Origin of the sequence: Proteus cibi, assembly GCF_003144405.1 — a bacterium.
Lineage (GTDB): Bacteria > Pseudomonadota > Gammaproteobacteria > Enterobacterales > Enterobacteriaceae > Proteus > Proteus cibi.
On record NZ_PENW01000010.1, the window covers coordinates 77377 to 103605 of the forward strand.

A 26229-nucleotide genomic window follows, 5' to 3' on the forward strand; every position below is an offset into this window, starting at 1 on the left:
GACAAAATAGCGACAAAATTGTCGCATTTATCTTAAGCTCACAAGTTAAAATAATACGGCAGTGAAAAACAGCACCTGATTACATTTCATTCGATTTCTATAATTGATGGAGCCAATTACAACAAACGATTAGTCTAATTTAATTAAACAATCCAACACAAACCACCAGCAAACCTATTTTATCTCTTTATTATCTTTAAATTCCCCACCAAAATCATCAATCAAAACGTAGCTAATGGTATTTATTTTGCTATCCACTAGGTTGATTTTCTGTTTTGAAAGTGGCGCGATCATAGGAATAAGAATATTAGGATTATTTTCACCAGATGCTGATTTAATGGTGACATAAAAAGGCGTCGGATTTTCAATTGTTAACTGTTTATCTGATTTCGTAAAAATAAGAGCGCGACTGACATCAGAAATTGCCATGATTAAATCATCCGGGCGATAGAATACTTTTACTTGTAATCTGACGACGACATTAATTAAATTTTCATCATATTTTTTGTTTGCCGGCTTCGGCATAATTTCATATAAATTAAGCCAATAAAGTGTCTCTTTCTCTTTATCTGTATTGGTAAATTTATTAATAACTCGTACTTGTTGTGATTCACTCGGTTTTAATTGTAATACTGGCGGTAATGATAAAGCGGAAACATCAGTTATCGTTTCTGGAGTATTTTCTGGGTTACCATCATCCACCCATGTTTGAACCACCACAGGAAATTCACCATCATTTTTTATATTTAAAGATGCTTCTCTGTCTGAGTGATAAAGGATCACTCTTGAGCCGTCTAATGCTAAATTCGCTTTGGCGATAAACGAAAAACACAGTAGCAGAATAAGAATACTGATCTTTTTCATCTTTATTGCACCTGTATAATCACTTGTAATGTCGCATTAAATTTACCAGCAGTTATTTTTTCTCTCGGTAACGCTTCTAATGAGGCATATAACGTTTTAGTTAAATCGGAAATACCATTGTTATATGAGACTGAGCTAGCATCATCATAAATAGGGTACCAACCATAACTTTCACCTTGCCCTTCATTCGCTAATGTTGATAGCAAGTTTAATGGCATACCTGATGGACGATATATTCTTACACCAACCCCTTTTGCCATATTTGTATCAGTACCATAGCCGTCTGTCACTAAATGGGTAATTGCAGCACCATTAGGTACTGTTAATCCTAATTCAATTGCCTTGTTAACATTTGTCGGTCTAGGTAAAAATCCCATTGCGGTTTGCCCTGCTCCAGTTCCGCTGGAAATATTACTCATGCCATCATTCGCAGGCGGTGCTAATTGGCAATAAAAATCAATCGTAATAGGTAAAGTCACTTTTTTGCCACTTGCTAACTCATTAATAGTGACTAATGGAAATGAAACATAAGGTGTAACATTTCGCACAAAACAAGTGGACGCATTACGAATATAAATACGACGAGACATATTTACAGCAGCCGGCCAATAAGCATAAAAGCCATGATAATTTGTGGCGTGATCGGAACCATCTTTTAATAAATAAGAAAAGTTAGAGCTTTGAAAGGCGATATAGCCTGCTGGCTGGTTAACAAACGTAATTAGCCCACTACTTGATTGTGCGGGTGGCATATCACTTGTTCTTTCATAGTTAATCTTAAATAACTCTACTTCCATATTAGAGAAGTCTTTTGCTTTTACTAAGATCCATCCTTGGCTATCTCTTTCTAAATTATTTAAAGCGCGAGATTTCCAATAGCGGCTATAATATTCGCCTGTAATGGTATTTTTAATGCGAATACCCAGCCCTCTTGCCAAACTAATATAAGTATCATTTAAGCCTAAAGCTGGATTAACTAAATTTCTACCACCATAGTTATAGTCACCATTCGTTGAATAGAACTCTCTTAATTTACCCTCTTCATCGGCTGTGCAACGAAACAATATTTGTTCAGGATCATAAACTTCATAACCCGCCTCGAAAAAAGAGACAAAGCCACTCGCCACTAATGTACCCGGAATTTGGAACTGATCGTTATTAACATTAATTACTTTAGGGGTACTTCCCATTGATCCTGAATCATCCCGTGCACCTTGCCAATTTTTCGCTGAACCTTTACCTGGCTCGGTATAAAGCACACTATTGGGATTCGTCGTCGTGGTTGTTATTTTATAACATGTTGCTGAAGCTAAAGAAGGAAATAGCATCAACGCCAATAAAATAGAAGACTGACAGAAAAGTAAACAGCGATTTAATTTCATAAGCATTGACCTGATAATAAAATGAGTTTATCGGCTTCTTTTTCTTCTGGTATTGAGTAATCGATTTGGCAACTCTCTTCATCTTTACCGACAGTCAGTGTCCCTTTTTTATTTTCGACCCTGACATAAATCTGGTTACTTTGCCCCACCATGCCAACAATATGTCTGTCTTTATCATAGACATTTTCACCTAATGCCAATGAGTTTGCAGGCTTAACCGAAATCAATACAGGGTATCCGACTTGGGTTTTAAAAACGATTTTGGTACTAGAGCCTGAATATGGCGCTATTTGTTTAGTATTTTCCAATAGCTCAATATTATTATTTCTAATATTTTTCCCATCCAAGCTAACATTATTATATTGATAAGGGACAAGGGAAGGCACAATCGCATAGCCAAAAGGATCAATCTGAGCCCCCATACCATTACTCACACTCGCTCCACTTGCGCCTTTGGCTTCCACTAAAGCAAAAGAATCACTAATACGAGGCCCTAATGTTATCCCGCCACTGTGTGCAACTAACGCACCTTGAATACCGACGCTGCCTTGAGTGTATTGTTTTCCATTAGAGATACTGCCTGATAACGTGGTAAAAGGAAGTTGTTTAATTAAATGCAAACCACTGCCTACCGCTCTATTTTGTGTGTCATAATCTGCATTTATACTATAAGAAAGTGTTTTATCTTCGCCTAAAAGCCCTGATAAGTTCGTTTGGTAACTCGAATCATCACTAGAATGGCTAGAAGATAGTGATAGCATTGGTGAGTAATCAGAGCGACCTAAAGGCATAGAAACAGATAACATCACCATATCTTCCGATATTGGATCAGTAGTTATTGGTGTAAAAGTATTATTCGCCGTCATTTGCCCCGTTTTTTGGCGGCTATAGGCAAGGCTATAAGCAATATCTTTATAGGTATTTGAATAACCGATTTGATACTGTGCATCATGTCCTTTATTACCATAATAGTTACTGATAGAGCCTGAAATATAAAGTTGCCCCCACTTATCAAGAGACTGGTTAACACTAAGTGTAAACTGACTTTCTTGGTTATAGCTGCTGGAATTCCATTCCATGTCATTGCTTGCACTTTTTCTCAATCCCAAAACATCATTATATTCGCGGAAATTCTCTGTTGAATATTTATAACCTGCGAGTGTAATAACAGTATTAGTTGGGCTGAAAGTACGGCTATAACTAACACCTAATCGTCCACCTTGATAATTTTTACCGCCCACTTCAGCATTTGAAAATGCCGAATTAAAACCTATTGCCCCTAATTTTGTAGCAATAACAGAGCCGACAAATATTGCCTGATATTGATGTCCTACACGCATTCCGGTATTTAACGTTACCGTATTATTCACACCATATTGCAAAGCGATATCTGAAAAATAACTATTTTCTGAACCAAAATTATTCACCTCACCCGCAGTAAAGTTGTATTTAAAGCGACCAGCCCTCACTGATTCAGGTAATGCGGTAAATGGCACGGTGAAAGAAGAAACTTTGCCATTACTTTCGTGAATTTCGACTAATAAATCCCCTTCATAACTGGTTGGATAAAGGTCATTTATTTCAAATTGCCCGGGTGATACCGTCGTTTGATAAATTTCAGTACCGTTTTGTTTTATCACTACTCGGGCAGTCGTCGTTGCAATACCACGAATAACAGGTGCATAGCCTTTTTGAGAATCCGGTAACATTCTTTCATCAGACATTAATTGAATACCTTTAAATGCCAGACTTGAAAATTGTGCACCTGTTGTATAAATATCACCGACAACGAACATCGACTTTAATGTCAGTAATGGTTTTTGTAGATAAGTTCTTATCCAATTAAATTCACTATTGCTTCCCGATTTTGATGAATGATAAGAGTAAGACGCTTGTTGGCGAAATTGCCAAGTGCCAAGATTTACGCCCATGTTGACACTACCAAAACCATAGTCTGAAGTTTGTCCGTTCGATTTATTCTTATAGTAATTACCGGAATAATTGCTGAACAACATGGTGTTGCCCGCATCTAAATCGTCTTCATTGACATAACCTTGTGGTCTTCGTTTTAATAAAATTTGAGGCACTGCGATCGTTATTCTAAAGTTAGAAGCATCAAACGAATCTACGATGTTTTTATTAAATTGGTTTAATATTAAACATTGGTTATTATCTTGACTTGGCTCGATATCCAGCAATATCCCCATTTCCTCAATCTGTTTTTGAGTAAAACAAGGTATCACTTTACCTTTATCATTTAATTGAAAACTCACAGTTTTTCTTTCAATAAAACGATTATTAATGTAGATATCAACATCATAATCACCAGGCTCCACATAATTACTATCATGAAGCTGATTAATGTTGATATTATTTTTGCTACCTAATAATAAAGAAGGATCAAATTCATAATCATCAGCAAATGCAGAGGGCATCGATTGAGTAAATAGAGAAAATGAGCCGATTAAGAATATGACTTTTATTCTCTTATTTAATTGTGCTGTGCTATTTTCTATGAATTTCATTTCAATGCCATTTTTATTAATGAATAGATTCTATCGCGCTATTTTGCCCACCTAGATCATTTAGGTATTTATAGGTCATCTTATCGGGCGAAAAGGAAAGCTTTCCACCATTTTCAGCGACTAAAACTTCCGTTGATAACGGAGATACCATAGTTGATTTAAATATAAATTTTTGTCCTGACGCATTAGTAGCTTCAAGTTGTGAAAATGACACAAAGAAAGGTGAATCGTTTTTAACTTTTATATTGCCATTACTTTCTTTTAAGAATGATATTTGTTTCTCGATATTATTTAACTGAGAGACAATCGCTGTTGGACGATAAAATATTTTTAATCGATGATGCACAATAACCGTAAAGCTATTTCCTTCTTTTATATCTTTATTCAAATCTTTAGGAGGAATTTGCGCCACATTTAAATAGAAAATAGATTCTTTATCTTGTGGTAAACCTTCACCAGTATAAATTAATCGTGCATCTCTCCCTGTTTTAGGATCGATACGAAAGACAGGAGGCTGAATAATAAAAGGAGCGTCTGCATTATCTGGAGTCGAATTAGGATTGTCTTTATCCGCCCACATTTGCATAATGTAAGGAATTTCATCGTTATTCATAAATTTTAATACTTCAAAGCGTGAATCCGATGAATAAACAATACGTGTTTTTAGCATAGTGACACTAGAATACGATGCTGTGCTATAACTTAAAAAAAATACGGCAATTAACATTATTATTTTTTTCATTACTTATCTTCCTCTTATATAAATAGAAAATGTCTCCTTTATATAAAGGAGACATATAAGCATTATTGATAAGAGATAGAGTACTGCACGCTACCTTCTACTTTACCTGCTGTTGCAACATCATCTGCATAATAACGTACAGCATAATCATAAGATGCTGATTTTTCGTTTGCTTTTAACACTAAACCTTCGTTACCAACACCCGTTAAATCAATTTTGGTACCTGTTTTTGCAGGGTCAATAATTTCTAAGCTAACATTGTTATTTGATGCTGTATTACCAATACGACCGTCTGTTGTCAGATTATTAGCAATAAAAATAGTTTTAATATTTGTATCGGTTGGTTTAGAACCCGTACAACCACTCACTGCGATAGTAAATGGTGTCTGACCTGCTGTTTTACCTGCAGTATCTAATGCAGTGACGGGTACTGTTGGTAATAAAACAACAGGAAGTGCTGAATTACCATTAACAGTGACAGTACAAGTTTCATCAGAAACTTCGCCTTGAAAGCGAATAGTATTATCAGAAGCGGCATAAACTGTTGATGAAAAAATACCTGCGATCATCGCAGTAAGAAGCATTTTATTCATAATAAAATTCTCTCCGGTAATATATCTAAATAAGATTATTTTTTGGTTTCAATAAATGAAAAGGCACACACGAAATAAAATTATTTTAATAACCTTATTTCATGTTTATTACGTACTAATATTTAAGTATGTGTAATTATCGACTCATTTACTCATAAAATGCAACTAAATTCACCATACGTAGAGGTTAATACGTATCTATTTTATAATTTTAAGCATATTCTTATAGTCTAAATATGACTACTACATTTATTTAACAAAAAAAAGCATTATTTTTATTAGGATTGCCATTAAAAATAGTATTAATTCATCATAAATTGATATTTATCATTTTTAATAAAACAAGGTCAATAAATTTATTAAATTCCTTTAATTTTTAAAATAAAACCTTTCCAATTCTTTATTTGATTATTAAATCATAATTTATATCATTTTTTCCTTTTAGGAATATTCAAATTAAGTTAATCAATTAACACTTAGTTAATTGATTAACTTTTTTTATAAAAAACTTATGGCTATATTATATTTAATATAACCATAATTTGTTCAATCTCTATTTATTAATATATTAATAAGGAGTATTGGCAGCGCTTAAAATAATAGTAATTTTTCATTCGTCATTATAACTTTATATTACTATTTATATATTCCTCTAATCTAAACGTAAAACATTCTCAAATTTATTTATTTTCGCTTTACCGAAAATCATAGAAATAGAAAGTAGGTTGTTTACCTTTTTTAAGGAAATTTCATAATTACCGACTGGGAGAAAAATAATTTCTCCTGCACGATATTGTGGATCATCTGGCTCTAAATCACCGCCAGTTGTGTCTTCTCCTGCACCAATAAAAATTTCACCTGATGGACAGCTTATGTTTATTTTTACATCTGGATCTTCAATTTTATCGCATAGATTAATGGTGTAAAAACCATCATTACCTAAACCAATAAATGCAATATTACCTTTGTTCATTTCATCTAATTCATCATCGGGTAGGCTCCACCAATCTGCTGTATCTGATTTTCTATGTTGGATCGCTTGTAAATCAAAGATGGCCAGCGTTGCCGTATCAGTCATAAAAGAAAATGCATTTAGCATCTTAATGCTCCCCAAAATAGTGTTGATCGTACCAAAATATTTTTATCCCTTTATACATCGGTTAATCATATAAGATTTTATCTATACTATTTGGTAGACCAATTACCTATAATGCTAGAATTATTTCCTATGCTCTGCTTATGCTCTAAATAATTCAAGGTACACACCTAGACGACTCGTGAATCTATTCCTTAGAAAAGTCTATGAGCATACATAAGTATGTGATTAGTGTGAATTAACGTAGGCAACAACGCTACGGCTTGAAATATGACGACTATATACATGGACGGTCTTATGAAATTACAACAACTCCTTATCCCTCTTTCCCTTTATGCCGCTTCTTCATTGCCAGCAGTCGCGGCTTCAACTCAATGTACTGATACTGACAAGCAAACCAATATTACCAATAACAACATTGTATTACTCACTTCCTATAATGGACCGGTTAAATCAGTTATCATGACAAGTACCCTGCCTCACGATGGGCGTTTTAAAGCATTTCAGGGTGAACTTCAATTTGATGAATGCAGGAAACTCCTAAAAGATCACACATCACTACAAGAATATATTGAAGGTAATGTAGAAACGAATTTAATAAGAACATCGCCTAACGATCCTTCGGTTATTCGCTATCAATTTCAGATAAAAAATGCTTATGGCACGCACTCTATCTACATGCAAGAAACCTACCATAAAGATGAACAGAACCGATTCAACAAAAAGATAATTCAATATTACGCAAATGATGGCACTTTGCTGGATACCATCACCAGCCAATTCGACTATAAAGATGGGCGCATTATCAAAGAAACAAGTAAATCGTCTGATCCAACAGCTGAGATTATCACCACAGAGTACACCTATAATCCTCAAGGGAAACTACAATCCGTAATAGAAGACGGCAAAATAAATGTAGAATATCAGTATGATCCAGAAGGGAAAGTTGTTACTCAATCAAACTATATCAAAGGTATTAATGGCGAAGATAAAGCCTTTATCACTACTTGCCGTGAATGGGACAAATTTGCGAATTGTTCAAAAGAAGAACTTGAAAGTACGATTAAATTTAATGATGAAGTCATTAATTTCAGCAAAGCCGTGCTTCATAACGAGTTTACTTACTACGAATAATTTTTATATTCTCTTTTTTGTATCAAATTTAGGTTAATAACATAAAAATCAGACTATCAAAAATAGACTGGTTTTTATGTTTATTACATAACTTTTTATCTATGGTTAAATACGCCTTCATGATACTTTCATTAAAATACAATTTGTGTAGAATTACTTAAATCAATTAATGATGAATATGCTTTATAGCGTATTCTTTTTTAATAAAACTTAAGATGACTCGTTATATGAAAATACCTCTTCTTTTTATTTTTTCTCTATACACACTTTTTATTTCACACCCAACATTCGCAGCATCAGCATCTTGTAACGATCAACAAAAGCAGGTAAACCTATCTAATAATATGCCCACTCTGTTAGAATTTTATTATGGGCCTATAAAATCAATCATCATAACTAGCACATTACCTGAAAAAGGTCGATTTAAAGCCTATAAAGGTGAAATTCAATTTGATGAATGCGGCTCACTCACTAAATTTGATTCTTCTACGCAAGAATATATTCATGAGCGAATCGAAACAAATCTTGTCAGAATGTCAGTCCCTTATAATATTAAATATAAATACCAGCTAAAGAGTTTACACAAAGTCTATACTCTCTATCTTCATGAACTCTATGGCAAAAATAGTCAAAACCAGCTAATAAATAAAACCTCTCATTTCTATGATGGAGATGGCTCACTTATCGGTACTGATTTTTCAAAAATTGTTTATGATGCCAATAAGATTGCATCAGAAACAATTATTGAATCTAACGCTGAAAATCAGGGAAGCACAATTTATTATTCTTATGATAATGAAGGTCGCCTCTTAAAAGCAATTGATAATGATGAAGTTATGTTAGAGTTTAATTATAGTAAAGAGGGTAAAATCTTACATCAAATGCAAATATTTACGAGTTTGTATGACGATATAAGAGAGTATGACTTTACTTGCCAAGAATGGGATAAATATAATAATTGCTTAACATGGAATATGGTCAGTGAAGTTAGAAAAGATGGCTCAATAATCGATACCAGCACAGCAGTTGTATATAATAAATTTGAATATTATGAATAAGTTACTAATGTTATAAATTATACTCTCTTTTAATTTTATAATGAGTTCACCGAATAAAGGCCACCTTATTAAATAAAGTGGCCTTTTATTTATCTCATTTTCTATTTTTTATTATGTATTACGATATTGAGTTTCAGCTTCATCAAAGCGTTGTTGGTTCTCTTTACTTGGCTCTTTACCCATTAAGCTAATGACAAAAATAGCGATAGAGGCAAAGATAAAACCAGGAATGATTTCATATAACCCAAACCATTTATATTGCATCCACACTAACACGGTTAAAGCACCAATCAACATTCCAGCAAATGCACCATTACGAGTCATACGTTTCCACATTACCGAAATGAGGATCACAGGACCAAAAGCGGCACCAAAACCTGCCCACGCGTTACTGACTAAATCAAGTACCTTATTGTTTGGATCACGCGCTAAAAAGATTGCGATAATCGCAACTAATAACACCATGCCACGCCCTACCCAAACTAACTCTTTTTGGCTCGCACTTTTACGAATAAATGGCTTGTATAAGTCTTCCGTTAACGCACTGGCACAAACTAATAATTGACAGCTTAATGTACTCATTACCGCAGCGAGAATTGCAGACAGAAGAATACCAGCAATCCATGGATTAAAAAGCAGTGAAGCCAGCTCCATAAAAATACGTTCATTTTTAGCTGTTACAGCCCCCGCTTGTGCTGGATTCATTTCAAAGTAAGCAATACCAAAGAATCCAACTGCAACGGTTCCGCCTAAACAGAGGATCATCCACGTCATACCAATACGGCGTGCTTTACGAATAGTTTGGTTAGAATCAGCCGCCATAAAACGTGCAAGGATATGCGGTTGCCCAAAATAGCCTAGCCCCCATGCTAATAACGAAACAATTGCGATAAAATCAAGCCCTTTGAACATATCTAAATAAGATGGATCTTTTGCTTTAATGATAGCAATAGAAGTATCAATGCCACCCACAGAAAAAATGACAATAATAGGCGTTAGGATCAGAGCAAAAATCATTAAAGTCGCTTGAACGGTATCTGTCCAACTTACCGCCAGAAAACCCCCTAAAAAGGTATATGCAATAGTTGCAAGCGCACCATAAATCATCGCTTCGTGATAAGGAATATGGAACGTAGATTCAAACAGCATTCCACCAGCAACCACGCCTGATGCACAATAGATAGTAAAGAAGGTAAGAATAACTAACGCTGAAATGATACGTAGCATTTTGCTTTTATCATCGAAACGCGATGTCAAATAATCGGGTAACGTTAATGCATTATTATTTTTTTCCGTTTGCAAACGTAAACGCCCTGCAACTAAACGCCAGTTTAGCCACGCGCCTAAACAGAGTCCAATCGCTATCCAACTTTCTGAGATACCAGCAAAAAACACCACGCCAGGTAATCCCATTAATAACCAACCACTCATATCTGAAGCACCCGCTGACAACGCAGTAACAACACTGCCCAGTCGCCGACCACCTAGAATATAATCATCAAAGTTTTTTGTTGAACGATAAGCAAGGTAGCCAATAAAAAGCATACCCAAGATATAGATCGTAAATGTAATTAGCATTGGCGAAGTTAGAGCCATAATTGCAGTTCTCCATAAATCTGTTTCCGATCATCGGTATGCTGTTGACTTGTACAGGAACGTTGCACTTCGTTGCGCATTAATGATCTTTTCAGTTTTTAATTAAAATAATTTCTTACAGCAACAGATAAAGCATTCACATCAATCCTAGAATAGGTTAACTGCATTTAACAAGAAATTAACGTTTAAATGTTTAAATTTTGTTTATGACTTCACACTATTTGTCTTAATTCGAGGATGTATTATAAATATAAATACCAATAAAATAAATATAATTATTTGATTTATAAATAAATATAGAGAGAGAATAAATTGACTCCTGTTTTATCACCCACAAAACCTGACTACTTTCACATTATTTAGAAATAAATTGTTAACAATGTTGCACAAAGTTGCAACATGAATGATATTAATAAAAATAACGGGTAAATGTACTTGTGAATGAGAAATAGAATATGAGGAGCACTGCATGAGTAGCACAACAATGGGTGTTAGACTTGATGAAGAAACCCGCAATAGATTAAAAGAAGCCGCACAGAAATTAGACAGAACATCGCATTGGTTAATTAAACAGGCTATTTTCAATTATCTAGAACAAATTGAAAATGATCAGGTTAATCTTGGTCACTCAGCATTTACAGAGCAAGATATTGATGAAAGCACTGAAATACCCACTGCTCATTATCAACCTTTCTTGGAGTTTGCCGAGCACATTCACCCGCAGTCTGTTTTACGCTCAGCAATTACTTCTGCCTATCGTACACCTGAAACACAAGCTGTACCGATGTTATTGCAACAAGCAACCTTACCTGAAAATGAGGCACAAGCAACGCATAAATTAGCCTATTCCATTGCCGAAAAATTACGTAAACAGAAAAATGGGATTGGACGTTCAGGACTGGTTCAAGGTCTATTACAAGAATTCTCACTTTCTTCACAAGAAGGTGTTGCCCTCATGTGTTTAGCTGAAGCTTTATTGCGTATTCCAGATAAAGCCACGCGTGATGCACTTATCCGCGATAAAATCAGTCATGGGAATTGGCGCTCACACTTAGGACAAAGCCAGTCGATGTTTGTGAATGCTGCAACATGGGGCTTATTATTCACAGGTAAATTAGTTTCTACACATAATGAAGAAAAGCTGTCTAACGCTTTAAATCGCATTCTTACCAAAAGTGGCGAGCCATTAGTCCGTAAAGGTGTTGATATGGCGATGCGTTTAATGGGTGAGCAGTTTGTGACAGGTGAAACTATTTCTCAAGCACTCGCGAATGCGCGCAAACTTGAAGAAAAAGGCTTTAGCTACTCTTATGACATGTTAGGTGAAGCGGCATTAACAGAAAAAGATGCACAAGATTATTTAGTCTCTTATCAACAAGCCATTCACGCCATTGGTAAAGCCTCTAATGGCCGTGGTATTTATGAAGGTCCAGGCATATCCATCAAGCTTTCCGCATTACATCCTCGTTATAGCCGTGCTCAATATGAACGAGTTATGTCAGAGCTTTACCCTCGCCTACTCTCATTAACATTACAAGCAAAGCAATACGATATTGGTATTAATATTGACGCGGAAGAAGCCGACAGACTTGAGATTTCACTCGATCTCCTTGAAAAACTCTGTTTTGAACCTGAATTAGCGGGTTGGAATGGTATTGGCTTTGTTATTCAGGCTTACCAAAAACGTTGTCCATTAGTTATCGATTATGTCATTGATTTGGCACGCCGTAGCCGTCGTCGCTTAATGATCCGATTAGTAAAAGGCGCCTATTGGGATAGCGAAGTAAAACGCGCTCAAATTGATGGTCTTGAAGATTACCCAGTTTATACTCGTAAAGTGTATACTGATGTTTCTTATCTTGCCTGTGCAAAAAAACTACTCGCCTCACCTAATTTTATTTATCCGCAGTTCGCCACGCATAATGCACACACGCTATCAGCAATTTATCATTTAGCGGGTCAAAACTATTACCCTGGACAATATGAGTTCCAGTGTTTACACGGTATGGGTGAACCGCTTTATGCTCAAGTTGTTGGTAAAATAGCAGATGGGAAATTAGGTCGCCCTTGTCGTATTTATGCACCCGTAGGGACTCACGAAACATTACTCGCTTATTTAGTCCGCCGTTTACTTGAAAATGGGGCTAACACATCATTTGTAAATCGAATTGCTGATACCACAATTTCTCTTGATGAATTAGTGGCAGATCCTGTCAAAGAAGTGAATAGAATGGCGCAAGCTGAAGGCCAAATTGGGCTTTCTCATCCTAAAATTCCACTCCCTAATAAACTCTATGGTGATGAACGTAAAAACTCACCTGGTATTGATATGTCAAACGAACATCGTTTGGCATCGCTTTCTAGTGCTTTATTAACATCAGCAACTGAAAATCGACATTGCGAACCGTTATTAGGTGATACGTTTAATTCTTCAGAAAAAACACCAGAACCGCAATCTATATTAAACCCAGCCAATCATGCAGATATTGTAGGGACAGTAAGAGAAGCGACCAAAGCCGAGGCAGATTTTGCCTTAACCCTCGCTCAAGAAAAAGGTGAGATCTGGTTTGCAACACCACCAGCGCAAAGAGCTTCATTCTTGATCCGTGCTGCGGAATTAATGGAACAGCAAATGGGACCGCTAATGGGAATATTAGTGCGTGAAGCGGGGAAAACTTACAGCAATGCCATTGCTGAAGTCCGTGAAGCCATTGATTTTCTTTATTACTACGCCGCACAAGTTGCTCAAGATTTTGATAATAATACACATCGTCCTCTAGGACCTGTGGTTTGTATCAGCCCTTGGAACTTTCCATTAGCCATATTCAGTGGGCAAATTGCAGCAGCTTTAGCCGCAGGTAACACCGTACTTGCCAAACCCGCAGAACAGACACCTTTAATTGCATCAAAAGCCGTTGAGCTTTTCCATCAAGCAGGCATTCCTACTTTTGCACTGCAACTGCTACCAGGGCAAGGTGAAACCATTGGTGCACATTTAGTGGCTGATGAGCGTGTTCGTGGCGTGATGTTTACCGGTTCAACAGATGTTGCTCATATTTTACAAAAGACCTTAGCAGGTCGATTAGACAGCGAAGGTCGTCCAGTCCCTTTAATTGCAGAAACCGGTGGCTTAAATGCCATGATTGTTGATTCATCTGCATTAACAGAACAAGTGGTGACTGATGTTATGGCATCCGCTTACGATAGCGCGGGTCAACGTTGCTCTGCTTTACGCCTGTTATGTATTCAAGAAGAAGTGGCTGATCATACTATTGAGATGCTTAAAGGTGCGATGGCTCAAGCCACAATCGGTGATCCAAGTTTGCTATCCACGGATATTGGTCCTGTTATCGATAAAGAAGCAAAATCAGGCATTGAGCAGCATATCCAATCTATGCGCACAACAGGCTTCGATATTTATCAAGCATCACACAATAGTTTGTCAAAACACATTGAGAATAACAGTACCTTTGTTCAACCGACTTTAATTGAGTTAGATAAAGTGAGTTCATTGAAGAAAGAGATCTTTGGTCCTGTGTTACATGTTGTACGTTATGCAAGCCAAGATTTACCTGCTTTGCTAGAAGAGATTAATGCAACAGGATATGGATTAACAATGGGCGTTCATACGCGTATAGATGAAACAATTGCTTATGTTGCCTCAAATGCCAAGGTAGGTAATTTATACGTAAACCGCAATATGGTTGGTGCCGTTGTGGGTGTTCAACCTTTCGGTGGTGAAGGATTATCGGGTACGGGTCCGAAAGCAGGTGGCCCCGTTTATCTGTATCGCTTATTATCTAAACGCCCTGAAAATGCCGCAACACAAACATTGGCGCGCCAAGATGAAACCCTTCCTCTTGATACTTCTATGCGTAATACGTTATTACAGACTTATCATAAGTATATGGAATGGCTATCAAACAGAGCGGATAAATCACACTATGAAGCGTTAGAGAAATATGCCCTTGCCTCCCAAGCAGGAACATTACGCGTATTACCGGGTCCGACTGGGGAACGAAATACTTATCAATTAGTCCCTTGTGGTCATGTATTGTGTATTTCGGATAACGAACAAGATGCATTCACTCAAATTGCGGCTGTTCTCGCTTCCGGTTGCCATGCCGTTGTTGTGAATAACCTATTCTCACAAAAAACCTATCGTGAATTACCTGATATTGTCAGAAAATCCCTCACAGTAACTGAAAACTGGAATGATGAGTCACTGAAAATAAACGCGGTAATTTACCATGGTGATGGTGATCAATTGCGTGAAACTTGCCAGAAAATTGCGCAACGCAAAGGAGCAATAATTTCTGTTCAAGGATTTTCTCGCGGTGAGACTGGTCTATTGCTAGAGCGTTTATTACATGAAAGAGCATTAAGTATTAATACGGCAGCGGCTGGAGGCAATGCAAGTTTAATGACGATTAGTTAATTTCCTTTCTCTCCTTATCTTTGAGACCACCTTTAAAATTTATTTTCTTAAAGGTGGTTTTTTCTTTCGTTACGCCATTATTTCTAAAGAGATAGCTAAAAGTATTATTTTTTTGAATGCTGTGACTATCCTCACTCTTTTTAATATTATTATTCGCGACGAGTTAGTTTAGTAAATATACTTACGCCCAAGTCAACCTAGAAGTTGATTTAATTATATCTTTATGAATACCTGAAACTTGCGCCCCACTGTGGGCGCTTTTTTTATCTATTAATCAATATGATATTTGTGTGAGTATTCTTATTAAAGGATAAATAAAGAACTTTTTAGAAAGAAGGTAAAGCAGAAAGGTAAATAAACTGTGATGATAAGTGCCAAGAAAAAGGAGTAGGATAGGCTACTCCTTTTAAGGTCTCTCTTGAGCGCAATTAGTGACTGCTACTCATCGATGGTGGCTCTTGGCACCAATCGAGATATTGCTCATACTTACGTAGTGCAATGTTGTAGTTACTAAATGCAGAGGGAGTGAGCTTTTTACTCAAGTCTGACTGAATTTTCTCTGTCGTAAACTCTTGACGAGGAAAATTAGTTGAAGTCAGTAATTCATCGAGCCGACGTAAACGAACCACATACTCACGAACAGTACTGTGGCTCATCTCCGTTTGTTCAAACAAATACTGCTTAAAAGACATAATGTCAAAGTAGTCAGTTTCACTATTACAGTAAATCTCACTACAAAAACGGCATAGCGCAGAGAACTTCTCTTGTAACGTTTCCCACGTTTCATCATCAACTAAATCCGTCATTTCAGAAATGGCTTCTTTATTGATAACTTGGCGATTGAATACGAGAGAGATCCGATCAAGCGCCTTGTGGCAATGTAGACAATGAGTCTGGCTGTGTTTATAGTCTTTAATGTAACGGCTTAGCGGCCGTTTCTTTTGTGTTGAAACAGACATAAGAGATAAAGCCCTGTGTTGTAGTCTTAATAAACAAAAACAAAAATAAGCAAAACTTCTATTTCTCTGGGTTTAAGCGTGCTCGCAGCCTTTTTATGGCTTGGCTGTGTAGCTGGCTCACGCGGGATTCCCCGACATTAAGCACTGCGCCTATTTCTTTCAAATTAAGTTCTTCCTGATAATACAGAGTAAGAACCATTTTTTCCCTTTCGGGAAGCAATTCTATCGCGTCTATGACTCTTTGGCGAATATCACTTTCTAATAACATCTGTAATGGATTGTCATCATGATCTTCGTCTTGAGACGGTTCACAGCTTTCACCGTAAATTTCATGCCATTCGTCATAAGAGAACAATTGGCTGTTATTCGTATCCAATAGGATCTGCCGGTATTCTGCTAACTCAATCTGCAAATGATCAGCAACTTCCTGTTCTAATGGTGGTCGTCCTAGATCCTGCTCTAATTGATGAATAGAATGGGTAACTTCTCTTGCATTGCGACGCACACTGCGTGGCGCCCAATCTCGACTGCGTAGCTCATCCAACATCGAGCCACGGATACGTTGAACAGCATAAGTGGTAAAGGCAGCACCTTGCATTGAGTCATAACGCTCAACAGCGTTTAATAACCCAATTCCACCCGCTTGCAAAAGATCATCCAATTCAACACTCGCAGGTAACTTGACCTGTAATCGTAATGCTTCATGGCGAACCAACGGGACATATCGCTCCCAGAGGCTATTTTTGTCCATCACGCCTTCGGCGGTATACAAATCACTCACAACAAAAGACACCTTTGGATAAAAGACCGGAAACCATTATCTGGCGAAATAAATTTAGCAATCGGCTGAACAGTGAAGCAAAAGCGCCTCTTTTTCACCTATGCCAAATTTTCAGCAAAAATCGGGTTTTCATTGATAATTAATTTGTCATTGCATTACGAGAACTACTTTACCCTAAAAGACGGGCGACTAATCCTTAGAAAAACCGTTAATTAAATTGATAATTTAGCTCATTAAAAGAAATCGACATATTGAATATGCATTCTGTTCATAAAAAAATAACATATAAATCATAGTATTTTATTTTATGGGATTTTAGCGTCTAGCGCGCGAGTTAAAAAATGCATAAATGATTAATTAAAAAAACGATTGTTTTGATGATAAAACACCCACTGCAAAAATTTGCAGCGGGTGTCATTTGCGGGTTATTTGAAATTGAAATTAACGAAGCAGTGATAATACGTTTTGTGGCATTTGATTGGCTTGGGCTAATACCGCAGTACCTGCTTGTTGCAAGATTTGACCACGACTCATATTAGAGACTTCTGTCGCATAATCTGCATCTTCTATACGACTACGTGATGCAGTCAGATTATTAACGGTGTTGCCTAAGTTAGTAATAGTAGAATCTAAACGGTTTTGTACCGCCCCCATGGCACTGCGTAAGCTATCAACTTGAGCAAGTGCATCATCCAATCCTTTTAATGGTGCATCGTTAATTGTTGGTGGGTTTTTAGGTTTAATTTCTGCACCTTTCGTTAAAGTCACTTTACCACCAGGAATAAAGTCTTTTGATGTGGCATCAATAACTTTTGATGTATCTAAAGTTGCTTCAAACGTTTTGACTTCACCTTTGGCATCTTTTATTTCAATTGCCAGTTTAGTTTTATCTTCTTTACCATTTGCATCCACTGCATAATAGACACCCTCTAAAGACTCGCCTGTTGCTAAACTTGCTTTTAACGATGCAGTATCGATATCAATATCTTTAGATACAGGTGTTGTTACCCCATTCGCCACAGAAACAGTTGTTGTAGAACCACCATGCAACATTTCTGGTTTAACAGTGAGATCTAACTTATCAATACCCAGTGTGGTTGCATCCATTTTTTTCAGATTAACACTGATCTGCTCTTTATCATGCGCACCAACTTGTAAATTTAATGCACTATCTTCACTTAAGACTTATACGCCATTAAATTGAGTTTGTTCAGAAATACGATTAATTTCAGCAGTACGTTGATTTACTTCTTCTTGAATAGATTTAATATCGGTAGCTGAATTAGAACCATTTTTTGCTTGTACAGTTAATTCACGAATACGTTGCAGATTATTATTAATTTCATTCAATGCCCCTTCTGTGGTTTGTGCAATGGAAATACCATCATTCGCATTACGTGATGCTTGTGTTAAACCGTTGATGTTTGAAGTGAAACGGTTAGCAATGGCTTGACCTGCAGCATCATCTTTTGCACTATTAATACGCATACCTGAAGATAAACGTTGGATCGCATTACCTAATGCACTTTGTGAACGATTTAAATTATTTTGAGTTACTAGTGATAGGTAGTTGGTATTAATGACTTGTGCCATACAATATTCCTTCGACTTGATTTTAAAATATTTTTAAATGAATAGGTTTGTTATTACGTCACTGTAATAACGTTGCCTAAACACTATCGTCATCAATTTCGAGGGTTTTACGATTTTTAGCGTCGCGAAATTAGCAAAAAAAGCCAGTCAATTAATTTATAAGAAGTAATTGATTACAGAAAAAAGTAAAAGAGGTTGAGAGAAAAAATAAAACTAAAAAAGAGTGGGTTTAAAGATAAAATAACAGGGGAAAAATTCCCCCTAGTTTGACCTTAGCGATTAGATAAAATATTTACTTCATCAATCATTTCGCCATAAGTTTCAATTTTAGAAGTATCTATTTTTTCTTCAAGTTGCCTTAAATCATAAGTACTTTGAAGTCGCAACCAAAATTCAGGCGTGCTACCTAATGCGGCAGCAATACGGATCGCAAGTGACGGTGTTAATGCTGTTTTCCCTGTTAATAAACGTGAAACTGTTGCAGGAGTTACGCCAATATTTAATGCAAAGCGGCGCCCACTGATCCCCATATCGTCTAAATCTCGCGCAATAATTTCGCCGGGATGTGAAACTTTAAATTGTCTCATTAATGATAGTCCTCATAGTTTAGAATATAGGCATCGCCATTAATAAATTGAAAAGTAATACGCCAATTTGCTCTTACTGTAATCGACCAATACCCTTCTCGATCACCTTTTAATTTATGAAGTTTATAGATTTTCCGATTTAACTCGCTAATATCTTTAGCTATATCAATAGCTTGTAGTCTGTCATTAATTCTTTCAGCATCTTGAGCAAGAACACCTGATGTAACACCTTTTTCAAAAAGCTGCTTTAATCCTTTATGCTTAAATGATTTTATCATCTTTAAATCCATGTTACACGAGATGTAACATCATAATATGACGCTTCCGTAATGCAATATAAAATAACTTCTAGCTACTATTTTAGGAAAAACGTTATCTTTAAATAAGTTAGGAGAATAGAGATGAGAAAAAAATAAGGTACAAAAACAAAAAAAGGCCCTCTTACGAGGACCTTTTGGATATAGAAAGGTATCTTTTGTGTCAGAGTACGAATTAACGTAACAGAGACAGAACAGTTTGTGGTACTTGGTTTGCTTGAGCAAGTACTGAAGTACCCGCTTGTTGCAGGATTTGACCACGGCTCATGTTAGAAACTTCTGTTGCGTAGTCAGCATCTAAGATACGGCTACGTGAAGCAGATAAGTTGTTAACAGTGTTGTTCAGGTTGTTGATAGTAGATTCGAAACGGTTTTGAATCGCACCTAATTTAGAACGGCTTTCATCAATTGTGTTGATCGCTTTGTCTAAAGTTGCTAAAGCGTCATCTTTAACGTCTAAAGTTTTAACGTCTTTACCTGCATCAGCAGTAAATTTATTACCTGCAACAGCAGAACCTGCTTTCAGTTCAATATCATCAGTACCAGTAACTTCGAAGTCACTTTTACCTACTAAGTATTTATCAGCGCCTTTAGTTACAACGAATTTATCGTTTACTTTATTACCATCAACAGTATATTCTGCAACAGTAATACCTTTATACTGAGCACCACCAGGGATTGCTAAAGTAGCAGCATCCACAGCAGCACCTTCAGCTGTTACGCCTTTTGTCTCTGTTTTTTCAGCGAACAGTTTGTCGCTTGAAACGCCTAAAGTATCGTTATCAACTTTATCTAAGTTAAATTTGATAACTTCTTTATCGTTAGTACCCACTTGGATAGTCATTTCTGACTTTTCACCGCTCAGTACTTTAACGCCGTTAAACTGAGTTTGTTCAGAGATACGGTTGATTTCAGCTAAACGTTCAGTTACTTCGTTTTGGATTGAAGTGATATCTGAGTTAGAGTTAGTACCGTTTTTCGCTTGAACTGTTAACTCACGGATACGTTGTAAGTTGTTGTTGATTTCGTTCAGCGCGCCTTCAGTCGTTTGAGCGATAGAGATACCATCGTTCGCATTACGTGAAGCTTGAGTTAAACCGTTGATGTTAGAAGTGAAACGGTTAGCAATCGCTTGACCTGCAGCATCGTCTTTAGCGCTGTTGATACGTAGACCAGAAGACAGACGCTCGATTGCACTTCCTAAAGCTCCCTGAGATTTGTTCAGGTTGTTTTGAGTTACCAGAGATAGATAGTTGGTATTAATGACTTGTGCCATAGCTAGATTCCTTTAAAATCAAGTCGATAAAATAAAAGTTTGCCTATTCATTTACGGTGTCAATCACCGGCAACAAGTTTATCGGCACCCCACATACAACCTTTAACTTTTCCTACAAATATTTCTGCAATTTTTTATAGAATTAATATCAAGTCAATGATAAATAACGAAATTAATTTATTATTTTTTTATTCATTTTTTATCAATTTTCGTCTCAAACTATTTTTATTCATCTAAATTCGACTTTGGTCATCAATGGCAATAAAAGGCTTCTATATGGCAGCCTGTTTACGTCATCAAAAATACCAAATAGACGTAAACTTTTCGCCGATTCTACCGATAACGGTTCTTGAGGATTATTTTACGAACACAGAAAGGAGACCGGTATGGCTGGTATTGCTTCACTAGGCGTGGGCTCAGGGATGCCTCTTAGCCAAACATTGGCACAATTAGAGGCGGCGGAAAATAAACGCCTTGAACCCCTAGATAAACAGATGAAAAGCTACGAAGCGCAAATTACCGCTTACGGTAAGATCCGTAGCCAACTTGATAAGTTACAAAAAGCATCAGAAAACTTAAAGAAATTTGACGAAATTGTTGCAACAAAAGTAGATGATGAGTTTGATGCCTTTAAAGTGACGACGGATGGTAAAGCCAGTATTGGTAACTATACCGTCTCAATAGATAAAATTGCTCACGCACAAACACTGAAATCAAAAGCAGTAAGCGATGTAAAAGTACCAATTGGAAAAACATTAGGTGATGGTAATAAACGCACCTTAGTGATTACCCAGCCTGGTGAGAAAGAACCTTTACGTATTGAGCTAACTGATGAACAAACCTCCATGATTGAATTGCGTGATGCAATCAATAAAAAAGAGGGTAATGTTTCAGCGACTATTGTTAAAGCAAAAGATGGTGTTAACCACTTAGTACTGACCTCTCGTAAAGAGGGTACTGATTCACAAATGGAAATCACTGTTGAGGGTGATGATGAGCTAAATAATTTTCTTAGTTATTCATCTAAATCTAACAGTGGCGCAATGCAAGAAATCGTTAAAGCAAACAATGCTAAATTAACGATTAACGGTATTGAAATTGAGCGTCAAACCAATGAAATTAAAGATGCGCCTGAAGGGATCACGTTAAATCTTAAAAAAACGACGTTTGATAATAAAGACAATGCAGATAAGCCTGAAATAGTGACTGTTGCTCGTGATATTGAGCCAATGAAAAAAGCGATCCAAGCTTGGACTGACGCTTATAACGAATTAAACAGTACCTACAAATCTCTTACTAAATACACGCAAGTAGAGAAAGGCGAAGCAGCATCAAAAGATAATGGTGTATTACTGGGTGATACTACCAGTCGTATGATTATGTCTGAGCTAAAAAGCTTTGTGACTAGCTCACAAGGTACCTCAGATATGGATACCCTAAATAAAATGGGTATTAAATTTAAGGTTGATGGCTCTTTAGATATCGATAGCAAAAAACTGGATGAAGCGTTAAAAGAAAAACCCGCTAACGTGAAAGAGTTTTTTATGGGTGATGGTAAAGAGACCGGTTTTGGTACTCAAACCTATAATTACCTAAAGAAAACCCTGCAATCTAATGATGGTACTTTAGATATTGCCACTGATGGCGTAAAAAAACGCAAGAAAACATTAGATAGTCAAATTAAAAATACGGAACGTAATATTGCCGCTACGATGGAACGTTATAAAAACCAGTTCCAACAGTTAGATAAAATGGTCAACTCCATGACTAACTCCAGTGCCTCAATTGGCCGTTTATTAATGTAATTTTTTAAAAGTAGGACATTATGTATCAACAATCAGCCAGTAAAATGTATGCTCAAATCGACGTTGAAAGCGAGATTTTAAATGCCACGCCTTACCAGCTGATCCAGATCCTATTTAATGGGGCGCTTAGCGCCCTTCGCCGTGCTTTAATCTTAATGGAGCAAGGAAATATCGCTGGTAAAGGCGAAAATATTTCTAAAGCGATTAATATTATTGGTAACGGATTAAAACAAGGTTTGGATAAAGAGAAAGGAGGCGAGCTCGCAGAGAATCTGGAGCTCCTTTATGACTATATGGTTAATCAGCTACTCGATGCTAACTTAAAAAATAATCCAGAGAAAATTCATGAAGTCATCAAGCTCTTAACTGAAATTTCTGATGCTTGGCAACAAATCGGCACACAGATTAATTCTTATTAAATTAGAGTGGACAACAATATGGATATTATGGCGGCTTACGAGCATGTTTTAAAATCAAGTGAGCAAATGTTAACGCTTGCCAAAGATCAGCAATGGGACAAGCTGATAGAAATGGAAATGGATTATTTAAAAAGCGTAGAAAGTATCACTAAGATGATAAAACCTGCTGACGGTGAGCTGAGACTACAACAACGCCTCACGGATATGCTAAAGAAAATCTTAGAAAACGAAAATGAGACGCGAAATTTATTACGAGCTCGTTTAGATGAGCTTGGCATATTAATAAGACAGACTGAACAAGAGCAGAGGGTACAAAATAGCTATGGTCAGTTTACAGAACATAGTTATTATCCTGATCTCAATCTTAAATAACTCTCCTCTGCGCCAAAAGCGGTTTTATTAGCTAATGGCGTCTTTACTTAGAAAAAATCACGCTTATTATTCAGCTTAACTTGTTATCGGTAACGTAAAAACCAACGTCTACCACTTTTTATTTTTGTTTTTTATTTTTGATTACATAGACATAGATTGTACAGATTGCACTAACACCATATCAATATGTGGAATGTTATCTTCAAGATACGTTTCCGAATCGATAATAAAACCATGTGATTGATAAAATGAGATTAAATAAGCCTGTGCCATTATTTTGATTGTATCGGTGTTAAATTGACGACATGTCGTTGCAATCGCCTCTTTTATTAACTGATGAGCAATACCACTTCCCCGCTGATTTTGAGCCACAATCACTCGCCCTATTGAGGCTTCTTTAAATGCAATACCTTGTGGCAACAAACGAGCATAAGCCATGAGTTGCTGGCTATCTTCCTCTTTGGCAAACAAATGTAAGGTATTTTGATCTAGCCCATCCAGATCTTGATAAGCACATTGCTGTTCACAAATAAAAACCTGATTTCTTAATGCCAAAATAGCGTAAAGTTCATCAGTGGTGAGTTGTGAAAATGATTTTAAAATCCAATTCATGCACTTTATCCCATGGTTTAAAAGTGATAACAAAACAATCAATGATAATGCAATATCATCGACAAAATTGTGTGTACTATAAATAATGAAATGATAATGTTGATGGTGCGTTTTGCTAGTGAAAAATACAGAAGAATAAATACTCAATGCAGAAAGATAGGCGATAAAACCGTTAATTTCAATACGTTCAGACTCCCCCACGAGCCTTGATGACTTTTATGACTTTTATGACTTTGCTTATCTATTTATAAAGATAATCTCAAAGTCGCTCTAACCCTTTCCATGCTCGGTTTTTTACTTCTGTCACTAAAATGGCAGGATTTAAGGTTATTTTTTCTGCAATTGAAAAAGCCAACTCGATAACTTCTTTGTGATCTTTAGTTTCAGTATGATAATTAAACTCTGCATGAGGCAGAACATATTTACCTTTCAAACCATCAATCTCTTTTTTAAACCCTTCTTTTACCATCTTCTGTGTTAATAACACATAATCTGCATTTTCAGGATCGGATAACTCTACTCTAACAGTAAACTCAGGCATAGAAACCTCCTACAGTCTGTCTATGTCTAATAAAATTCTGTTAGCTCTCGAAAGGAAGTATATTAAATCAACAATCATTTTCCTAGTAAGAAACTGTGATAAATAATGTGATAATGATTGAAAGAGAAATCGCCCACTTCACTGTGGGCGACAAATTAGATCACAATAATATGATAAATAATAATTTATTTAATCACATCGTAGAGTTGCTGATTAGACAAATAATCTGCAGTTAAACCTACTGATGGGCTATATTGTTCACCATGGATTTCAGAGAATGCTTTACCCTCTTTACCTAATGAGACTTTACGTTCATCTTTACCCGTACTTTCATGGATAGAATAGGTTTTACGACGCATTGCTATATATTTATCTGCATCATTAGCAATATCGGTGTGATAGCCCGTAATTTGTGTATCCATTAAGGCTAATTTATTTGCTAAATCACAACCCCAGCGAGTTAAACAAACTTCTGCAAAATGGCGAACCACTAAACCCGGTGCATATAATGCATTTTCACCTTCACTACCATCAATAGAAGCATTACCGACTAATGTAGCGTGGCGTCCTGAAATCGGGAAAATATGCATTTTAGTATCAGCAGCGACGGTTGGGATCACGCAAGTAAATCCTTTAGAGCGCTCATCTCTTGCATAAAATCCGACATATTCTTTGACGTTTTTACCAAGCGTGACTTTTTCAGGTTGGAAATTCAGTGGACCTGGAACAGGGTCAATAGCAAAAATATTCACTGGAATATCTTTTAATTGAGGATCTGCCAACATCGCATTCGCTAACATATGGCATGTAATACCGCCACGACTCCAACCCACTAAGTTAACTTGTGTTGGAATAATGCCATCTTTGCGAAAGATGCGAATAATTTGCTGTTGAAGTTGTTGCTGAGTGACTTGACGGTCGCCATAGTCATATTTACGCCATAAAAAAGAGCCTGTAACTTTGACATCTTCAATAGGAATACCAGCTTTTTTCAGCTGGTTATACTGCTCTTCTGTTAACTTTTCACGTTGCCAATCAAAGTTACCTTTCATTAAGCAAAGTGCGTGATTAACATTTTCTTCCCAACCACTACCAAATAACGACCCCTTGATATCAGAATAGTTAGGGCTTTCAACCCATAAATCATCTTCTTGCAAATTACCACTACCCGGGCCATCAACAATAAACCACTGTGCAAACTCTCTTCCTTGGTTGTTTTGCGCTAGAGTGGAGACTAATTCGCCTTGCCAGAAAGTCGGATTATTATTATCAAATGAGTTAGATCCCGTACCACATAAATAAACGGTTAATACTGTCATAATTAAATTTCCTTTTATTAATAACTAAAAAATCAAAATAATGATTTTTATTTCCTTGTATTGAGCTATTCCTTAGCTCACCAGCACATTAACCATAGGACTTTTTTTATTCAATGGGTAAAAGCAAATTAGTAGAGCCGAGATCACATAATTAAATTTTAATTAAATAAAATAAATAAAAAAGCTCTATCAGATCAATGTAATTAAATTATATAAGTGG

The 26229-nt window shown here is 36.4% G+C and carries 21 protein-coding genes and 1 pseudogene; 6 read left to right on the forward strand and 16 right to left on the reverse strand.

What is annotated here, in order from left to right; translation table 11 throughout:
- Positions 1 to 174: 174 nt before the first annotated feature.
- The 6 genes from DK865_RS06025 to DK865_RS06050 all read right to left on the reverse strand — a co-directional run bounded on the left by DK865_RS06025 (position 175) and on the right by DK865_RS06050 (position 7205).
- Complete coding sequence (locus DK865_RS06025) at positions 175 to 864, reverse strand: fimbrial biogenesis chaperone (RefSeq protein ID WP_109391442.1); 690 nt, start codon at positions 862 to 864, stop codon at positions 175 to 177.
- Between the two features lie 2 nt (positions 865 to 866).
- The gene (locus DK865_RS06030; protein WP_052026884.1) at positions 867 to 2246 is read right to left on the reverse strand and encodes a fimbrial protein; all 1380 of its coding nucleotides are present in this window, start codon (positions 2244 to 2246) and stop codon (positions 867 to 869) included.
- Positions 2243 to 4771: a fimbria/pilus outer membrane usher protein gene (locus tag DK865_RS06035; protein WP_109391443.1), complete on the reverse strand. Its 2529-nt coding sequence runs from the start codon at positions 4769 to 4771 to the stop codon at positions 2243 to 2245. Before DK865_RS06035 ends, DK865_RS06030 begins: the two co-directional genes overlap by 4 nt.
- A gap of 16 nt (positions 4772 to 4787) precedes the next feature.
- Positions 4788 to 5513, reverse strand: coding sequence for a fimbrial biogenesis chaperone (locus tag DK865_RS06040; RefSeq protein WP_023581856.1), 726 nt, complete (start codon positions 5511 to 5513; stop codon positions 4788 to 4790).
- A 62-nt stretch (positions 5514 to 5575) separates the two neighbouring features.
- The gene (locus tag DK865_RS06045; RefSeq protein WP_023581855.1) at positions 5576 to 6106 is read right to left on the reverse strand and encodes a fimbrial protein; all 531 of its coding nucleotides are present in this window, start codon (positions 6104 to 6106) and stop codon (positions 5576 to 5578) included.
- 652 nt (positions 6107 to 6758) lie between these two features.
- Complete coding sequence (locus DK865_RS06050) at positions 6759 to 7205, reverse strand: DUF6386 family protein (RefSeq protein ID WP_023581854.1); 447 nt, start codon at positions 7203 to 7205, stop codon at positions 6759 to 6761.
- A 294-nt stretch (positions 7206 to 7499) separates the two neighbouring features.
- On the opposite strand from DK865_RS06050, the gene DK865_RS06055 reads away from it, so the two are divergent.
- Together DK865_RS06055 and DK865_RS06060 are read left to right on the forward strand one after the other, a co-directional pair.
- The gene (locus DK865_RS06055; RefSeq protein ID WP_162556612.1) at positions 7500 to 8336 is read left to right on the forward strand and encodes a hypothetical protein; all 837 of its coding nucleotides are present in this window, start codon (positions 7500 to 7502) and stop codon (positions 8334 to 8336) included.
- 227 nt (positions 8337 to 8563) lie between these two features.
- On the forward strand, positions 8564 to 9394 hold the full coding sequence (locus tag DK865_RS06060; RefSeq protein ID WP_023581852.1) for a hypothetical protein: 831 nt from the start codon (positions 8564 to 8566) through the stop codon (positions 9392 to 9394).
- Positions 9395 to 9505: 111 nt separating this feature from the next.
- Here DK865_RS06060 and putP read toward each other — a convergent pair whose 3' ends face one another.
- Positions 9506 to 10990: a sodium/proline symporter PutP gene (putP, locus tag DK865_RS06065; RefSeq protein WP_109391445.1), complete on the reverse strand. Its 1485-nt coding sequence runs from the start codon at positions 10988 to 10990 to the stop codon at positions 9506 to 9508.
- A 469-nt stretch (positions 10991 to 11459) separates the two neighbouring features.
- Here putP and putA point away from each other — a divergent pair, with 469 nt between their 5' ends.
- Positions 11460 to 15428, forward strand: coding sequence for a trifunctional transcriptional regulator/proline dehydrogenase/L-glutamate gamma-semialdehyde dehydrogenase (gene putA, locus DK865_RS06070; protein ID WP_109391446.1), 3969 nt, complete (start codon positions 11460 to 11462; stop codon positions 15426 to 15428).
- 428 nt (positions 15429 to 15856) lie between these two features.
- On the opposite strand, the gene fliZ is transcribed toward putA, so the two are convergent.
- From fliZ to DK865_RS06100, 6 genes and pseudogenes are all read right to left on the reverse strand, one after another.
- A complete protein-coding gene (fliZ, locus tag DK865_RS06075; protein ID WP_088495242.1) occupies positions 15857 to 16387 on the reverse strand; it encodes a flagella biosynthesis regulatory protein FliZ in 531 nt (176 codons plus the stop codon).
- A gap of 58 nt (positions 16388 to 16445) precedes the next feature.
- Positions 16446 to 17168, reverse strand: a complete 723-nt coding sequence (locus DK865_RS06080; RefSeq protein WP_036912728.1) for an RNA polymerase sigma factor FliA — start codon at positions 17166 to 17168, stop codon at positions 16446 to 16448.
- Between the two features lie 441 nt (positions 17169 to 17609).
- Positions 17610 to 18761 (reverse strand): annotated as a pseudogene (locus DK865_RS19005) (FliC/FljB family flagellin).
- A gap of 272 nt (positions 18762 to 19033) precedes the next feature.
- The gene (locus DK865_RS06090; protein ID WP_023581847.1) at positions 19034 to 19348 is read right to left on the reverse strand and encodes a HigA family addiction module antitoxin; all 315 of its coding nucleotides are present in this window, start codon (positions 19346 to 19348) and stop codon (positions 19034 to 19036) included.
- Complete coding sequence (locus tag DK865_RS06095; RefSeq protein WP_109391447.1) at positions 19348 to 19626, reverse strand: type II toxin-antitoxin system RelE/ParE family toxin; 279 nt, start codon at positions 19624 to 19626, stop codon at positions 19348 to 19350. The genes DK865_RS06090 and DK865_RS06095 overlap by 1 nt, the downstream gene beginning before the upstream one ends.
- A gap of 214 nt (positions 19627 to 19840) precedes the next feature.
- Positions 19841 to 20941, reverse strand: coding sequence for a FliC/FljB family flagellin (locus DK865_RS06100; RefSeq protein WP_109391448.1), 1101 nt, complete (start codon positions 20939 to 20941; stop codon positions 19841 to 19843).
- Between the two features lie 386 nt (positions 20942 to 21327).
- On the opposite strand from DK865_RS06100, the gene fliD reads away from it, so the two are divergent.
- The 3 genes from fliD to fliT are packed head-to-tail and all read left to right on the forward strand — an operon-like array spanning position 21328 to position 23537.
- A complete protein-coding gene (gene fliD / locus DK865_RS06105) occupies positions 21328 to 22746 on the forward strand; it encodes a flagellar filament capping protein FliD (protein WP_109391449.1) in 1419 nt (472 codons plus the stop codon).
- 20 nt (positions 22747 to 22766) lie between these two features.
- Positions 22767 to 23165, forward strand: coding sequence for a flagellar export chaperone FliS (gene fliS / locus DK865_RS06110; protein ID WP_023581844.1), 399 nt, complete (start codon positions 22767 to 22769; stop codon positions 23163 to 23165).
- A gap of 18 nt (positions 23166 to 23183) precedes the next feature.
- Positions 23184 to 23537: a flagellar protein FliT gene (fliT, locus tag DK865_RS06115; protein ID WP_023581843.1), complete on the forward strand. Its 354-nt coding sequence runs from the start codon at positions 23184 to 23186 to the stop codon at positions 23535 to 23537.
- Between the two features lie 141 nt (positions 23538 to 23678).
- Here fliT and DK865_RS06120 read toward each other — a convergent pair whose 3' ends face one another.
- The 3 genes from DK865_RS06120 to DK865_RS06130 form a co-directional block, all read right to left on the reverse strand.
- Complete coding sequence (locus DK865_RS06120) at positions 23679 to 24149, reverse strand: GNAT family N-acetyltransferase (protein WP_023581842.1); 471 nt, start codon at positions 24147 to 24149, stop codon at positions 23679 to 23681.
- 259 nt (positions 24150 to 24408) lie between these two features.
- Positions 24409 to 24690 (reverse strand): DUF2622 domain-containing protein, encoded by a 282-nt coding sequence (locus DK865_RS06125; protein WP_109391450.1) that lies wholly within the window; start codon positions 24688 to 24690, stop codon positions 24409 to 24411.
- A 185-nt stretch (positions 24691 to 24875) separates the two neighbouring features.
- Positions 24876 to 26009 carry a hypothetical protein gene (locus DK865_RS06130; RefSeq protein ID WP_109391451.1) on the reverse strand — a complete coding sequence of 378 codons (1134 nt, stop codon included), beginning with the start codon at positions 26007 to 26009 and terminating at the stop codon, positions 24876 to 24878.
- Positions 26010 to 26229 lie beyond the last annotated feature (220 nt).

What these genes read in the sequence shown, in the direction of transcription:
- DK865_RS06025 (WP_109391442.1), bottom strand. Translation starts at nt 864, where the DNA reads ATGAAAAAGATCAGTATTCTTATTCTGCTACTGTGTTTTTCGTTTATC.
- DK865_RS06030 (WP_052026884.1), bottom strand. Translation starts at nt 2,246, where the DNA reads ATGAAATTAAATCGCTGTTTACTTTTCTGTCAGTCTTCTATTTTATTG.
- DK865_RS06035 (WP_109391443.1), bottom strand. Translation starts at nt 4,771, where the DNA reads ATGAAATTCATAGAAAATAGCACAGCACAATTAAATAAGAGAATAAAA.
- DK865_RS06040 (WP_023581856.1), bottom strand. Translation starts at nt 5,513, where the DNA reads ATGAAAAAAATAATAATGTTAATTGCCGTATTTTTTTTAAGTTATAGC.
- DK865_RS06045 (WP_023581855.1), bottom strand. Translation starts at nt 6,106, where the DNA reads ATGAATAAAATGCTTCTTACTGCGATGATCGCAGGTATTTTTTCATCA.
- DK865_RS06050 (WP_023581854.1), bottom strand. Translation starts at nt 7,205, where the DNA reads ATGCTAAATGCATTTTCTTTTATGACTGATACGGCAACGCTGGCCATC.
- DK865_RS06055 (WP_162556612.1), top strand. Translation starts at nt 7,500, where the DNA reads ATGAAATTACAACAACTCCTTATCCCTCTTTCCCTTTATGCCGCTTCT.
- DK865_RS06060 (WP_023581852.1), top strand. Translation starts at nt 8,564, where the DNA reads ATGAAAATACCTCTTCTTTTTATTTTTTCTCTATACACACTTTTTATT.
- putP (WP_109391445.1), bottom strand. Translation starts at nt 10,990, where the DNA reads ATGGCTCTAACTTCGCCAATGCTAATTACATTTACGATCTATATCTTG.
- putA (WP_109391446.1), top strand. Translation starts at nt 11,460, where the DNA reads ATGAGTAGCACAACAATGGGTGTTAGACTTGATGAAGAAACCCGCAAT.
- fliZ (WP_088495242.1), bottom strand. Translation starts at nt 16,387, where the DNA reads ATGTCTGTTTCAACACAAAAGAAACGGCCGCTAAGCCGTTACATTAAA.
- DK865_RS06090 (WP_023581847.1), bottom strand. Translation starts at nt 19,348, where the DNA reads ATGAGACAATTTAAAGTTTCACATCCCGGCGAAATTATTGCGCGAGAT.
- DK865_RS06095 (WP_109391447.1), bottom strand. Translation starts at nt 19,626, where the DNA reads ATGATAAAATCATTTAAGCATAAAGGATTAAAGCAGCTTTTTGAAAAA.
- DK865_RS06100 (WP_109391448.1), bottom strand. Translation starts at nt 20,941, where the DNA reads ATGGCACAAGTCATTAATACCAACTATCTATCTCTGGTAACTCAAAAC.
- fliD (WP_109391449.1), top strand. Translation starts at nt 21,328, where the DNA reads ATGGCTGGTATTGCTTCACTAGGCGTGGGCTCAGGGATGCCTCTTAGC.
- fliS (WP_023581844.1), top strand. Translation starts at nt 22,767, where the DNA reads ATGTATCAACAATCAGCCAGTAAAATGTATGCTCAAATCGACGTTGAA.
- fliT (WP_023581843.1), top strand. Translation starts at nt 23,184, where the DNA reads ATGGATATTATGGCGGCTTACGAGCATGTTTTAAAATCAAGTGAGCAA.
- DK865_RS06120 (WP_023581842.1), bottom strand. Translation starts at nt 24,149, where the DNA reads ATGAATTGGATTTTAAAATCATTTTCACAACTCACCACTGATGAACTT.
- DK865_RS06125 (WP_109391450.1), bottom strand. Translation starts at nt 24,690, where the DNA reads ATGCCTGAGTTTACTGTTAGAGTAGAGTTATCCGATCCTGAAAATGCA.
- DK865_RS06130 (WP_109391451.1), bottom strand. Translation starts at nt 26,009, where the DNA reads ATGACAGTATTAACCGTTTATTTATGTGGTACGGGATCTAACTCATTT.